Origin of the sequence: Yersinia vastinensis, from assembly GCF_044905075.1 — a bacterium.
GTDB classification, from domain to species: domain Bacteria; phylum Pseudomonadota; class Gammaproteobacteria; order Enterobacterales; family Enterobacteriaceae; genus Yersinia; species Yersinia vastinensis.
Window position 1 is genome coordinate 3481091 of record NZ_CP173260.1, and the last position, 13815, is coordinate 3494905.

Here is a 13815-nt window from a genome sequence, read left to right on the forward strand (position 1 = left end):
GAGAGTTAATTATGCAAGTATTGAGTTCATTACGTTCAGCAAAAAACCGCCATCCCGATTGTAAAATCGTCCGCCGCCGTGGTCGGGTGTATGTTATCTGCAAAAGCAACCCGCGTTTTAAAGCGGTTCAAGGAGGTACGCATAAAAAGCGTTAATGCTGAGTTATATGCCTACGAATAAGCCCCGTTGCTGCCCAACGGGGCTTTTTTCTGTCATAAAAGGTACTGAAATTCAGCCTCTGATATCAATCAGAGACCGAACTGTCTTCATTCTTGCAACTACTTCATACTGCCCACAATCGTATCTACATTGTGCTTAAACGCCTCAACATAGGTCGCAGCCGGGCCACCTACATCAGACAGCGCTTCTGGATACAGTTCCCCACCCGCTTTAGCGCCACTGGCTGCAGCAATTTGCTTAACCAGACGTGGATCCGTCTGATTTTCAATGAAATATGTTTTTATTTTCTCTTGCTTGATTTGATGAATCAGTGCCGCCACACCACTGGCACTGGCTTCAGACTCCGTAGAAAATCCGACTGGTGACAAAAAGCGAACCCCATATTCCTGGCTAAAATAACCAAAAGCATCATGGCTGGTCAGTACTTTTCGCTGTCCGGCAGGGATCGCGGCAAACTGGGCTTTGGCATAAGCATCCAGCTTTTCTAACTGCTGAATATATTCCCCTCCCCGTTTGCGAAAATAATCCGCATCTTCTGGATCGGCGACAATTAATGCATTCATCACATTGGTGGCATATTTAATACCATTAGCCATGCTGTTCCATGCATGAGGATCAGTCACCACTTTGCCCTCTTCATCCATTTTACGAGTGTCGACTCCAGTTGATGCGATAACAACCTGTCCTTTATAACCTGAAGCACTGATTAATCGCTCCAACCACCCCTCAAGCCCTAACCCACTGATAAACACCACATCCGCTTTAGATAATTGCCTGCTATTTTTCGGTGTCGGCTCAAAACCATGGGGATCACCATCTGCTCCAACCAAAGTGACGACATTGACATGCTCCCCCCCGACCTGCTGGACGATGTCACCTAAAATAGAAAAACTGGCAACGGCCTCAACAGTTTTGGCCATTGCCAATGGGCTTGACAGTAGGGCAGCCACCGCCAAAGCGATAGGTAAACGCTTCATTTTACTCTCCTTTAATGACAGGTACTTCTCAACGGCGCGCAGTGACCCAAACGCCACCTCGCGTTCCAAATAGAATAGATAAAAAGAAAATCAGACTGGCACTCAGCACAATTGCCGGTCCGGCGGGTAATGAGGCGTAATAAGACCAGAGCAAGCCAACAATGCTGGCAATCATGCCAATTAGCATGGCTACGCCCAGAGTTTGGGGTAGATTTTTAGCCCAAAAACGCGCACTAGCTGCCGGCAACATCATTAACCCGACTGACATCAAGGTGCCAAGGATCTGGAACCCAGCCACAAGATTGAGTACCACCAGTGACAAAAATAGTGCGTGGACCACCATCAACCAACGGCCCATACTGACGCGCAAAAAGACAGGATCGAACGATTCAACCACCAGTGCGCGATAAATAACCGCGAGTACCAACATGGATGATGTAGTGATGATGCCGACCATCGTCATGGCGCTGGTATCAACGGCCAGAATAGAACCGAATAACACATGGAGCAGATCCATACTGGACCCCCGCAGTGATACCAGCGTCACCCCTAAGGCCAGAGAGCCAAGATAGAAGCCGGCAAAACTGGCATCTTCTTTTAAGAGTGTTCGCCGACTGACCCATCCAGACATCATGGCAACGGCCAGTCCAGCAATAAAACCCCCTATCCCCATGGCGACCAGTGACATCCCTGAAATCAAATAACCAATGGCTGCTCCGGGCAATACTGCGTGGGACAAAGCGTCGCCGACTAAACTCATGCGACGTAATAATAAGAAAACGCCCAAAGGAGCTGAACTTAGTGACAATGCTAAACAAGCTATCAAAGCTCGGCGCATAAAACCGAAATCGATAAAAGGGTCGGTAAGTAAATGAAGCAAAATCATGAGTTCATCACTCTCAATGGTTCATGTAGGTCCAACGAGGAAAGTGCACAAGATGAATGGTGCGAGTGATGCCATTGCGCTAAAACCTGCTCAGATGATTGCCAACAATAGCCCTGAGGGGTTAACCACAATGCATGAGGAAAATGTTCTGCGACCATCGACATATCGTGCAGAACTGCAATAATTGTTCGCCCCTCATTATGTAACCGATGAATAACCTCAAGTAATAATTGCAGTGTATGGCTATCAATGCCGGTAAAAGGCTCATCCAGTAAAATCAAGGGGGCCTGCTGGACTAACAGACGAGCAAATAGCACACGTTGTAACTGACCACCTGAAAGCTCCCCTACGGGCCACCGCGCCATATCCTGCATACCGACAATACTCAGTGCCTGCTTGATTCGTTGACGTGATTGAAGATTAATCCCACCGAGTAATCCACTTTGCGGCCAACACCCCATCGCCACAACATCTTGGACAGCAATAGGAAACTGCTTATCTAATTCAGCCTGTTGGGGAAGATAGGCAATTTGTGGGGCTTTACCGCCAGTGAATGCTATTTGGCCACTGACTGTTGGTTGTAAACCTGCCAATGTTTTGAGTAGTGTTGATTTTCCCGTGCCATTTGCTCCAATGATGGCAGTCAAAGACCCGGCCAAAAAACAACCATTGATAGGAGGAGTGAGAGCATGCTGCTCATATCCAATTTCGATATTTCTCAAATTTATCATGGCAGTACATTAGCCCAATAAATAGCGCACCATAGCAATATGCAAAGCGGTGCAACGGCGGCAACACGCCATGATGAAGAAAGTGAAAACAGGGTTCTGTAAGAAAAAAAGTTAAGCCAGGCAGATAATCTATTCATATCGGAAAGAAACACATAGCCACAATTGATACAATATAACATCACATGTTTTACTTCGATTCAAGAGCTGGTGGATGTCTTATCGATATCATTAGTAACAAACTCTAGCGAGATAGCTGATCAATGAAGATGACGGGAGGAAGGAAAATTACCGCTGTAGATATAACAAGCACTGCAAACATGATTAGTTACAGTAAATTAAACTATCTTTACGGGGGCTTGGCTGGTTATGGTTGGTTGGATTTTGGTACTCTACGGTGAGAATGACTCGTTAACGCTCGCAAAATGGTAAATTACACAATAAAAAATAACGCCAGTGGCAACCGCACACTTGATAAAACTCGTTGGGCATTCTAAATTAATAGTGATGTGTTAAATTAATCGCGGGTAATTATCTTAAATATTGAGAATTCTATTTAAGTATTGTTATTTTATTGCAAGACCGTGTTATTGAGAGGGTGATTCAAATAACATCACTATGTGTTCGCTAACCATTTGGGTTGATAAATCTCATTAAATTTGAATTTTCTGATTCAAATCATGTCAATAGTTGTTGAAAACAAATATCATCGCATTTTTTGTAACGATAGCAACACGGTAATGAATTATTCTTACCACCATGAGCGGACAATTAATGAACAATGAAATAGCTGGCGATTTCACCTCAGGGTGTTACCCAATTTCATTACTGAAGAATGTTATCAGCAATAATATCCAGAAAATTGAAGGAAGCTTAGTTTCCGGCTTAATGTATTATTCTGAAAATGCCAGATACAGTGCTGGTTCATTAGAAATTCTTGATATTACCGAGTTGGAAGTTAGCTGTTATTCAATGACTTACTGTTATCAGTGGTATATTTTTAATCCTTGTTTAGATATCAATACTGAAGAATCACTAACAGATACTGTAAGATTTGTTGTACATCCAGATAAAATCATCTTTGATATAATTAACAAAGACAGGCCTTCAACCGCTGACGAATTGTAAGATTAAGTAATAAAGTTGCGCGGTGAGCGGAGAAATGATTTATATTCATAGCAAGACAAGCTTATTTACTTTACCGATAAGCTTCTGCGTTAATATGATTACCGATCTACTCACATTGTGTTATCAACACCGAATTAAGAATTTACGGAGGGGATGATATGGATGAGTACTCACCGAAGCGGCATGACATTGCCCAATTGAAGTTCTTATGTGAGAGTTTGTATGATGAAGGCATTGCCACTCTAGGTGATAGCCACCATGGCTGGGTAAATGACCCCACATCTGCCGTAAACCTACAACTCAATGATTTGATCGAGCATATAGCTTCATTTGTGATGAGTTTTAAAATAAAATACCCTGACGGCGGCGATCTCTCAGAGTTAGTGGAAGAATATTTAGACGATACATATACTCTGTTTAGTAGTTATGGGATCAATGATCCTGAATTGCGTCGCTGGCAAAAAACCAAAGACCGTTTATTCAGACTTTTCTCAGGGGAATACATCTGTACCCTGATGAAAACTTAAGGGATAGTTTCCCTAATATTATTTGTATATTGAGAAGAAAAATCACCATGACAAAAACTGACTACCTGATGCGTTTAAGAAAATGTACGACTATTGATACATTGGAGCGTGTAATTGAAAAAAATAAGTACGAACTATCCGATGATGAGCTGGAATTGTTTTACTCAGCTGCTGACCATCGTTTAGCGGAACTCACAATGAATAAACTTTATGATAAAATTCCGCCTACTGTCTGGCAACATGTGAAATAGTCTGCTTAACGCTGGTTAAGACACACAACGTTGAGCCGATAATCGTTATCGGCTTCAATGCAGCAAGCGGTTTGTACGTGTTTTAATTTGGGATAAATGTCGTGATAGTGCTACGGTATTGAAGGTTATCTTTAATCCCGCGTTATTGCCTATGTGTGATTAAGTGAAGTTCTGAACCCGATCAGAGCATTTAAGTAAAAGTGCATTTTGCCCTATTTAACTTATTAACATTCGATCTTATCGCTAATAATTTAGAGACTTTATTAATTCCTCGCTAAACTTAAAGCGTAATTAGAAAACCTAACACACATAGAAATAAGAAAAATCCTACTACACCGTGTAATATCCTATCCGCGCAGTTCATCCCCAAAACTTAAAGATACCTCGTTTGGAAAATCCCAGTAAACGTGATGGAAACATGACACATTGAATTGCTTTCGGAACTAATCAGACAAGAGAGTGATACGTTAGAAATGGTGGAGGCCCTGCCAGCTACATCCCGGCACACACCTCGCCTGCTGCGGCTGCTTCCTTCCGGACCTGACCGAGTTCACAAGTTAGTGTTGCGGGAGAACCAACAGGGCCTCCATTGACGTTAACGGCTCCTTATGCTCTGGAGCGACGGGCATTATCGACCATGCCCCACCAAATAGCAAGACAACCCGCGCTAACCGGTGATTTCTTACCCAGCTATCTGTTAATGAATGCTGAATTTATTTTCTTCTAGCAAAAAAAACGCTGATGATATTATTTATTCCTAGCGCATTGTGCCAAAAACAGAAAATAAAGAGGATGCTGTGACATCATCAAAAACAGAAACTGCAAACTGGGATGAAGCGGATGCTCAGAATCAGATGGCAGAGCAAAGCAACACGCCGACAATAGACAGCTTTCGCCAACGCGTATTTCATGTGGTCGCCGCTATTCCCTACGGCCAAGTGACCACCTATGGTGATATTGCCCGGCTGATAGGTTCCCCCAGAGCCGCACGACAAGTTGGCGGGGTGTTAAAGCGCTTACCGGAAGGTTCTACACTCCCTTGGTATCGTGTTATTAATCGCCATGGCGAAATATCATTAGTCGGAGAAGATTATCTCAGGCAGAAAAAGGCATTATTGGCCGAGGGCATTGAAATAACCCCAGCTGGACGGATTGATTTACAGCAATATCGTTGGCAATACACATGACTTTAGCGCAACAGAATAACGATTATCCTGCTGCGCTATATAGGATTACTGTATCGTCCCAGTACCTGATGTTGTCGCAGTCGGCGCTGTTTCAATGGCGACTGAAGTCATTGGAACCAGCAGCAGATTAGCCTGAGTCCCGTTGCCATTGTTAATCACCTCTTGAATGGTATCAGTGATAAACATCAGCTGGCCATTATGCGTAATCGCCGCACTGACGATAATACGTGCATTTGGCTGAATCTCTGATGGGTTAAACGGCAAGGTAAAAGTGAAAGGTGCCTGTTTACCCTCGGTACGAATTGCTTTTTGAGCGATCACCCGAGTTGGGGCATCAGCCAGTGAGGCATCCGACAGCGTCACCGTTACAACTGCATCAGGTGGCAAGGCAATGCGCTCGCGGATATTCACTGTCCCTTGTACGGCAGGTTGCGCAATAGGTGCCGCGGCTGTCGATATCCCAGCTGGTGCTGGAACCGGAACATCTGCGCCCTGATGAGCACATGCGGATAGGCTCACTACCAATATCGCCCCACCCGCTAACTGACAAAATTTTATGGGTTGCCAAGGTTTCATAGGTCGCACTCCTTCTTATTATTAAGATGCTGGCTACTCACAGAAAAGCCCGCGTTTAATAAGTGGCTTCAACCACCTAGCTAGCTAATTATAGCACAATATGCTACCACCTGCCGTTCTCGGCCCAATTAAGCTATTTATCAGACTAATCCTTATAAAAGAAGTATCAGTTAGGTAGCAGTTTCACAGCAATATATTGACGACCCCCTAACGGATTCAGCACACTGTGGCTGAACTCAATCATCAGAGGCCACAACATGAGCCAAGCATTAAAAGAACTGCTCGATCTACTCGATTTGGAAAAAATTGAAGAAAGGCTCTTCCGTGGCCAAAGTGAAGACCTTGGCTTACGTCAGGTGTTTGGTGGTCAGGTGGTGGGTCAGGCGATTTATGCTGCAAAGCAGACCGTCCCTAGTGATCGGCTCGTCCACTCATTTCACAGCTATTTTTTACGTCCGGGTGATAGCAGCAAGCCAATTATTTATGACGTGGAAACATTGCGTGATGGCAACAGTTTTAGTGCCCGCCGGGTCAGCGCGATCCAGAATGGTAAACCTATCTTCTATATGACAGCATCTTTCCAAGGTCAGGAAGAAGGTCTTGAGCACCAAAATACCATGCCAGATGTTCCTCCGCCGGAGGGATTAATGTCTGAAACGGATATCGCTCGTCAATTTGCCCATCTAATCCCCGAAAAAGTACGAGAAAAGTTCATTGGTCCTCAGCCGATAGAAATGCGGCCTGTGAAATTCCACAATCCCCTGCAAGGCTCAGTTGATGAACCCCATCGCTATGTCTGGTTCCGCGCCAATGGAAAAATGCCAGATGACTTACGAATTCATCAGTATTTGCTGGGTTATGCCTCTGATTTCAATTTTCTACTGACCGCTTTACAACCGCACGGTATTGGTTTCCTAGAACCGGGTGTGCAAATTGCCACGATAGACCATTCAATGTGGTTCCACCGGCCATTCCGTATGGATGAGTGGCTGTTGTATGCCGTGGAGAGTACCTCAACTTCAGGCGCTCGCGGTTTTGTTCGTGGGCAAATCTATACTCGCGAAGGCGTGTTGGTCGCCTCAACGGTTCAGGAAGGGGTTATTCGTTTACACCGTTAGTTCCTTGAAAAGTTCAGGGGCGATGTTTCCATCGCCCCTGTTACCATCATCATTAATTATTATTTTCTAACTTGCCAGCCATTACTGGTTGTATGCATTTTCGCCGTGGCTGTTAACATCCAGACCTTCGCGTTCTTGCTCTTCCGGTACTCGCAATCCGACCACCAAGTCAGCAATTTTGTAAGCAACGAAAGCAACAACACCCGACCAGACTAAACAGACCCCGACGCTGAACAACTGAACACCAACTTGATGCCCCATTGTGACGCCGGCGGCATAGCCTGTACCGCCGAGTGAAGCAGAGGTGAAGACACCGGTCAGAATACAACCGACAATCCCACACACACCGTGGACGCCAAACACGTCACAGGTGTCATCCACCCGCAGCCATTTTTTCAGCAGTACCACACCCCACAGACCTGCAACCCCGCCAATCAAGCCGATAATCAATGCGCCCCCCACTCCGACAGTCCCTGCCGCAGGAGTAATCGCTACCAGACCCGCGATACAACCAGAGCATGCACCTAACAGTGACGGTTTGCCACGCAAAATCCACTCAGCAAAGACCCAAGAGAGGATGGCACCCGCGGTTGCCACGACAGTATTTAAGAAGGCAAGTGCCGCAATCTCGTTAGCCGCGCTAGCGGAGCCAGCATTGAAACCAAACCAGCCGATATACAGGATAGCGGTCCCAGTGAAGACCATCGGTAAGTTGTGCGGTTTGAAGGCCTCTTTACCAAAACCGGCACGTTTACCCAACAAGTAAGCGCCAACCAGACCTGCAATCGCGGCATTAATATGCACCACGGTCCCACCCGCAAAGTCCAGTGCGCCGTCCATTGCCAGGAAACCGCCGCCCCATACCATGTGCGCCATTGGCAGGTATGAGAAGGTGAACCACAGCACCGCAAAGATTAATACGGCGGAGAAGCGAATACGTTCAGCGAATGAACCCACAACCAATGCCACCGTGATACAGGCAAATGAAGCCTGGAAAACCACATGGATATATTGATAGAACGTGCCGCTCAAGCTTGTCAGCTCAATCCCTTTAAGCATCGCCATATCGAAACTGCCAAAGAATGCATTACCGGTACTGAACGCCAAGCTGTAACCATACAGCACCCACAGCACACAAATCAGCGCAAAACTGACCATGACCTGAGTCATCATGGATAACACGTTCTTAGAACGCAGCAGGCCACCATAGAACAGGGCAATACCGGGCACAGTCATAAACAGCACTAAAGCGGTACAAATCATCATAAAAGCGTTATCGGCTTTGTCAGCTACAGCCGGTGCTGCGGCCATTGCCAAAGAGGGCAGCATCGCTACCGAACTCAGGCCCAACACGGATAAAAGTTTTTTCATCATCAACCCATCCCTATTCACTAAATTTGAGCCTGCAAATTACAGTGCTGCTTCGTCTGTTTCGCCGGTACGAATGCGAATAACACGTTGCAATTCAGCAACGAAAATTTTGCCATCACCAATTTTGCCGGTGTAGGCCGCCTTACTGATCACATCAATAACTTCATCCAATTGATCATCCGCAATAGCGATATCAATTTTCACTTTGGGTAAGAAATTAACGCTGTATTCAGCCCCTCGATAAAGTTCGGCGTGCCCTTTCTGGCGACCAAATCCTTTTACTTCGGTGACGGTCAGCCCCTGAATACCCACAGAGGACAAGGCTTCACGCACATCCTCCAGCTTAAATGGTTTGATCACCACGGTAACCAGCTTCATATTTGCCCCTTCTCGAATTAAGTCGAATTCATGTCTGCCACGAAACAGATAAAGCAAAGGCTATGCCATAAATATCAGTCACGAGAATTTAATGCAGAAAGGGCGAACACAGGGAGGTTGAGATAGTCAGCTTAGTGACAGCCTGAAGGAATCAAGCAGATTGACTAGTTTTTGTGCACCATAATAGTGCGATGCGCGTCACGGAAGTGCACTCCGCCTTTAGCTCAGGATTACGCTGCCAGATTATGGTGCGGAATTCATAGTAGATGGGCGTTTACGGGGCTATGGGCTGAAGAAATTAGGAGATATTGACTGAAAAAATCTGCGGAGCCAGCAACTCCGCAGACTCTTGCTTAACTTGCTGCGGTTTCCACCTGATCAATGGCGGCTAAATCTTCACTGACTAATTGCAACTGATACATTTGATAATAGCGCCCGTGAGCCGCTAATAGCGCTTGATGTGTCCCTTGCTCAACAGCAACACCGCGGTGCAATACCAAAATAGTATCTGCATCAACAATGGTTGAGAGGCGGTGTGCGATCACTACCAGTGTGGTATTTTTCCGAATAAGTTGTAATGCCCGCTGAATCGCCTGCTCTGTGCCAGAATCAATATTCGCTGTTGCTTCATCCAAAATCAGAATTTGTGGTGCCTGCACCAACACCCGAGCCATCGCGAGTAATTGTTTTTGCCCAACAGACAAAGTGTTGCCCTGCTCACCAAGCAGACTGTGCAACCCATCAGGCAAGGCACGGACCAAGGCAGCCAATTGCACCGTTTCCAGAGCATCCCACACTTGCTGTTCACTGATATCACGACCTAAGGCCACATTGGCATAAAACGAGTCTGCCAAAACCACGGGGTCTTGCTGCACCATAGCTACACCTTGGCGCAAGGTTTGATGTGATAATGTCGATAGAGGCCGGCCATCAAGCAAAATCTCACCTTTCTGCACGGGATAGTAGCCCATCAACAAGTTAGCCAAGGTGCTTTTACCACTGCCCGTATGCCCGACTAAAGCAACAAAACCACGAGAAGGCACATCAAGGGAGATATTTTGCAGCACCATTTTATCGCTACGGTAAGCAAAACTAACGTTATTCACTTGAATACGACCACTGGTCAGTGGATTGTCATCCGTACCATAACCTTGCTGGGTGCGATCCATCAGCTCGAAAATACGCTCCCCTGCCACCACAGCCTGCTGCATGATGGATTGTTGAGATGTCAGCTCAATCAATGGTTCGTTCAAGCGCCCCAGATAGTTAATGAACGCATACAGCACCCCAACCCCCACGGAACCTTCTGGGCTGAAGCCGAACAGGAGTAACAAGCCGCAGAGCACCATGGCGGAGAATAAGCTCAGTAGCGGGCGCAAGAGAAAACCTTCTAAACGCAGCGTCTGCATACGCGCAACATAATGCGCGCGACTGACAGACTCCATACGCTCCCCAAAACGGGCTTGCTGGCGGAACTGTTGAATAACACCCATGCCGTTAATAACTTCATTAAAGCCGTCATTAATATCCGCTAAATAAGCCCGAACCCGGCGCACAACAGGCGTGCTATAGCGCTGATAAATCGCCATAACCACCAGCACCGCAGGGAAAATACAAATCGAAATCAACGCCATGCGCCAATCCAAGCTGAACATAGCTACCAGCATCGCACCGATTAATGCTGCACTTTTCAGCACCGTTGACACCACCATCACATACAAATCTTTTATCACTTCGGTGTCATTCGTTACGCGAGATATTAATTGCCCTACCGGTTGAGTATCAAAAGCACTCAGAGGCTGGCGCAAAGCGGCATCCATCACTTCAATACGCAACCGTTGAACCACGCCGACTGCCGCTCGGTTAAATAGCAATGCCTGAAAATAGTGCAATGATGCAGCCAGTAATTGCAGCAGCAAATAAGCCAACGCCAACCCACTGACCAACCCCAGAGGCAACGTGCCTTTGGCAACCACATGGTCGATAAAATAACTAATAAGCAAGGGGCCACTAACCTCTGCCGCCGCCGCTACCCACAGCATGAAGACTGCCAGCCCTAAAGGTTTACGGTACGGAGATCCATAAGAGAGCAGGCGCTTTAGTGTGGGCCAGAGTTTCCGTATTGGTAGAGGTTGCTGAACTTTACTCATCGGTTTTGGCCTCCGATTCACCCTCATCCAAAGCGGCCTCTAACTGCTGATAACGGTACATTTCTCTATACCAACCAGACTGATTAACCAATACGTTATGCGTGCCTCGCTGCATCACGCTACCTTGTTGCATCACCAAAATTTCATTCGCCTCAGTCAAAGCAGAAAGACGATGAGCACTGATAATAACGGTGCGATGTTCGCCCCATTCGCGCAGATTTTTTAATATTTCATACTCCGTCTGACCATCAACCGCTGAAAGCGCGTCATCTAGGATCAAAATTTCAGTGTCAAGCAACAGTGCGCGAGCAATAGAAATTCGCTGTTTCTGCCCGCCTGACAGCATCACACCGCGCTCCCCCACTTCAGTCTCATAACCTTGCGGGAGACGGAGAATGTCTTCATGCACGCTGGCTAAACGGGCTGCCCGTTCAATCTGTGCTTGGGTGGCATCGGGTTTACCCAACGCAATATTGCCAGCGACCGTATCAGAGAACAGAAATGGCGTCTGACTGACCACAGATAATCGCCCGCGCCAGTCATGCAAGCGGATATCAGACAGCGAATGTCCCTGATAGCAAATCGAGCCATCATCAACATCAAATTGCCGCTGAATTAATGCCAGTAAGGTACTTTTACCCGACCCCGTAGGCCCACAGAGTCCTAGCATTTGCCCCGGGGCCAATGTCAGCGCCACATCATGTAATGATGGTTTTTCAGCCCCCGGATACTGGAAGTGGTGAATATTCACCGCCAAAGTGCCGCGCTCATCAGATAAAGCCATATCGCCATCTTTTACCACTGGCACTTCTTCCAACAAACTGCGAATGCGACTATAGGCCGCACTGCCCCGTTCGACGATATTAAACATCCATGCCAGTGCCAGCATCGGCCAAATCATCAACCCTAAGTACATGACAAAACTGGTCAACTGCCCAAGGGTAATGCTGTGATTCACCACCATCCAGCTGCCGCCGCCGATGGCCAATAAATTAGCGACGCCGATGGCGATATAAATCGTCGGGTCAAAGCGGGCGTCAATTTGTGCAACGTACATGTTCTTCGCACCAGCCTGCTCTGCGACCTGCGCAAACTGATGTGACTGGCTATCTTCCAAACCAAAAGCTTTAATCATGCGAATGCTGGTTAGACTTTCTTGCGCCTGATTATTGAGGGTAGAAAATGCCCCTTGAGCTGACTTGAATCGCTGATGTAGCTGGTCACCGTAATATTTGATGACCACTGCCATGACTGGCATCGGCAGTAATGACAACAAGGTGAGCTGCCAACTAATTTGCGTGCTCATCACAATCAACACCGCGCAGCCCATCACAAGCGAATCTACTAGTGTCAAGACCCCTTCACCGGCAGCAAATACCACGCGGTCAACATCATTTGTGGCACGCGCCATTAAATCGCCAGTGCGATGACGTAAATAGAAACCTGGGGCCTGCCGGCTGAGTTGGCGGTAAAATTTTGCCCGCAACTCTACGGCTAATTGATAAGAAGCACCAAAAAGTAGGACGCGCCACACATAGCGCAATAGATAGACCACAATCGCCGTTAACAGCATCACGCCGACCCAGACCAACAGCATATTAGTCGACATCTGTTTTGTACTGATGCCATCGACTATCACCCCGACCAGCTTAGGTGGCAATAATTGCAAGATAGCAATAATGATCAGCAACAATACCGCGCCCACGTAACGGCGCCATTCACGGCGGAAATACCAGCCTAATTGTGCAAACAATCTCACGCAGTTTTATTCCATGGTTTGACACCGAAAAGCATCGGTATTTCACTACAGCGACTAAGAGTAGAATATCATCATTAAAATAGCTTTTTATTCAAAAAATCATTCGGGCACAGGTAGCATGGTTGTATATTTTATCTTTTCCATCGCAAAGCTCGAAGTCACATCAATCAACCCAGGCACACCATTAACCATTCGTTTGTAAAAACGGTCATAGCTCTTCATATCGGCAACTTCAACCTGCATCAGATAGTCATATTCACCCGCCATACGGTAAAACGCCAACACCTCTGGCATTTGCTTAGTAAACTCGACGAATTCTTGATACCAGCCACTATTATGCTGTTGTGTTTTGATCAGCACAAATGCGGTGAGTCCTAATCCTAATTTTTCACTATCTAATAACGCGACTCGCCCACGAATAAACCCCTCATCTTCAAGGCGCTTTAAACGTTTCCAACACGGAGTGGAGGTCAGATTGACCGCCTCGGCCAGAACTTGCAGTGACTGTGTGCAATCTTCTTGCAACATACAGAGGAGTTTACGGTCAGTTTTATCTAGCATAGCGATTAACCATAGAATAAATTTCTACCATTTGGCGA

The 13815-nt window shown here is 46.5% G+C and carries 15 protein-coding genes and 1 other RNA gene; 6 read left to right on the forward strand and 10 right to left on the reverse strand.

All coding sequences use genetic code 11. The annotated features are described in order from the left end of the window. Positions 1-11 precede the first annotated feature (11 nt). Complete coding sequence (gene ykgO / locus ACIOG0_RS16230; protein ID WP_002208618.1) at positions 12-155, forward strand: type B 50S ribosomal protein L36; 144 nt, start codon at positions 12-14, stop codon at positions 153-155. Between the two features lie 123 nt (positions 156-278). On the opposite strand, the gene ACIOG0_RS16235 is transcribed toward ykgO, so the two are convergent. From ACIOG0_RS16235 to ACIOG0_RS16245, 3 genes are read right to left on the reverse strand one after another with little or no spacing between them, the layout of a single operon-like run. After that, positions 279-1157 (reverse strand): metal ABC transporter substrate-binding protein, encoded by an 879-nt coding sequence (locus ACIOG0_RS16235; protein WP_050296027.1) that lies wholly within the window; start codon positions 1155-1157, stop codon positions 279-281. Between the two features lie 28 nt (positions 1158-1185). Next, positions 1186-2043 (reverse strand): metal ABC transporter permease, encoded by an 858-nt coding sequence (locus ACIOG0_RS16240; protein ID WP_050139914.1) that lies wholly within the window; start codon positions 2041-2043, stop codon positions 1186-1188. Beyond that, positions 2040-2774 (reverse strand): metal ABC transporter ATP-binding protein, encoded by a 735-nt coding sequence (locus ACIOG0_RS16245; RefSeq protein ID WP_050099124.1) that lies wholly within the window; start codon positions 2772-2774, stop codon positions 2040-2042. Before ACIOG0_RS16245 ends, ACIOG0_RS16240 begins: the two co-directional genes overlap by 4 nt. Positions 2775-3545: 771 nt before the next feature. On the opposite strand from ACIOG0_RS16245, the gene ACIOG0_RS16250 reads away from it, so the two are divergent. The 3 genes from ACIOG0_RS16250 (at position 3546) to ymoA (ending at position 4677) form a co-directional block, all read left to right on the forward strand. Then, positions 3546-3899 (forward strand): hypothetical protein, encoded by a 354-nt coding sequence (locus ACIOG0_RS16250; RefSeq protein ID WP_050099125.1) that lies wholly within the window; start codon positions 3546-3548, stop codon positions 3897-3899. A 158-nt stretch (positions 3900-4057) separates the two neighbouring features. Continuing rightward, complete coding sequence (gene tomB, locus ACIOG0_RS16255; protein ID WP_050099126.1) at positions 4058-4426, forward strand: Hha toxicity modulator TomB; 369 nt, start codon at positions 4058-4060, stop codon at positions 4424-4426. 47 nt (positions 4427-4473) lie between these two features. Then, on the forward strand, positions 4474-4677 hold the full coding sequence (ymoA, locus tag ACIOG0_RS16260) for an expression modulating protein YmoA (protein WP_002208622.1): 204 nt from the start codon (positions 4474-4476) through the stop codon (positions 4675-4677). A 483-nt stretch (positions 4678-5160) separates the two neighbouring features. On the opposite strand, the gene ffs is transcribed toward ymoA, so the two are convergent. Continuing rightward, positions 5161-5257, reverse strand: an RNA gene (ffs, locus tag ACIOG0_RS16265) — signal recognition particle sRNA small type. Positions 5258-5474: 217 nt separating this feature from the next. On the opposite strand from ffs, the gene ACIOG0_RS16270 reads away from it, so the two are divergent. Then, the gene (locus tag ACIOG0_RS16270) at positions 5475-5864 is read left to right on the forward strand and encodes an MGMT family protein (RefSeq protein ID WP_050099127.1); all 390 of its coding nucleotides are present in this window, start codon (positions 5475-5477) and stop codon (positions 5862-5864) included. Between the two features lie 45 nt (positions 5865-5909). On the opposite strand, the gene ACIOG0_RS16275 is transcribed toward ACIOG0_RS16270, so the two are convergent. Further along, the gene (locus ACIOG0_RS16275; protein ID WP_050139915.1) at positions 5910-6440 is read right to left on the reverse strand and encodes a YbaY family lipoprotein; all 531 of its coding nucleotides are present in this window, start codon (positions 6438-6440) and stop codon (positions 5910-5912) included. Positions 6441-6697: 257 nt separating this feature from the next. Here ACIOG0_RS16275 and tesB point away from each other — a divergent pair, with 257 nt between their 5' ends. Next, complete coding sequence (gene tesB / locus ACIOG0_RS16280; RefSeq protein WP_050099129.1) at positions 6698-7558, forward strand: acyl-CoA thioesterase II; 861 nt, start codon at positions 6698-6700, stop codon at positions 7556-7558. 81 nt (positions 7559-7639) lie between these two features. Here tesB and amtB read toward each other — a convergent pair whose 3' ends face one another. The 5 genes from amtB to ACIOG0_RS16305 all read right to left on the reverse strand — a co-directional run bounded on the left by amtB (position 7640) and on the right by ACIOG0_RS16305 (position 13777). Continuing rightward, positions 7640-8929: an ammonium transporter AmtB gene (amtB, locus tag ACIOG0_RS16285; protein WP_050099252.1), complete on the reverse strand. Its 1290-nt coding sequence runs from the start codon at positions 8927-8929 to the stop codon at positions 7640-7642. A gap of 39 nt (positions 8930-8968) precedes the next feature. Continuing rightward, on the reverse strand, positions 8969-9307 hold the full coding sequence (gene glnK, locus ACIOG0_RS16290) for a P-II family nitrogen regulator (protein WP_002208627.1): 339 nt from the start codon (positions 9305-9307) through the stop codon (positions 8969-8971). A 353-nt stretch (positions 9308-9660) separates the two neighbouring features. Continuing rightward, complete coding sequence (locus ACIOG0_RS16295; protein ID WP_050099131.1) at positions 9661-11457, reverse strand: SmdB family multidrug efflux ABC transporter permease/ATP-binding protein; 1797 nt, start codon at positions 11455-11457, stop codon at positions 9661-9663. Then, positions 11450-13216 (reverse strand): SmdA family multidrug ABC transporter permease/ATP-binding protein, encoded by a 1767-nt coding sequence (locus tag ACIOG0_RS16300; protein WP_128451609.1) that lies wholly within the window; start codon positions 13214-13216, stop codon positions 11450-11452. The genes ACIOG0_RS16295 and ACIOG0_RS16300 overlap by 8 nt, the downstream gene beginning before the upstream one ends. A 99-nt stretch (positions 13217-13315) precedes the next feature. Beyond that, positions 13316-13777: an Lrp/AsnC family transcriptional regulator gene (locus tag ACIOG0_RS16305; RefSeq protein WP_050099134.1), complete on the reverse strand. Its 462-nt coding sequence runs from the start codon at positions 13775-13777 to the stop codon at positions 13316-13318. Between the last annotated feature and the right edge of the window lie 38 nt (positions 13778-13815).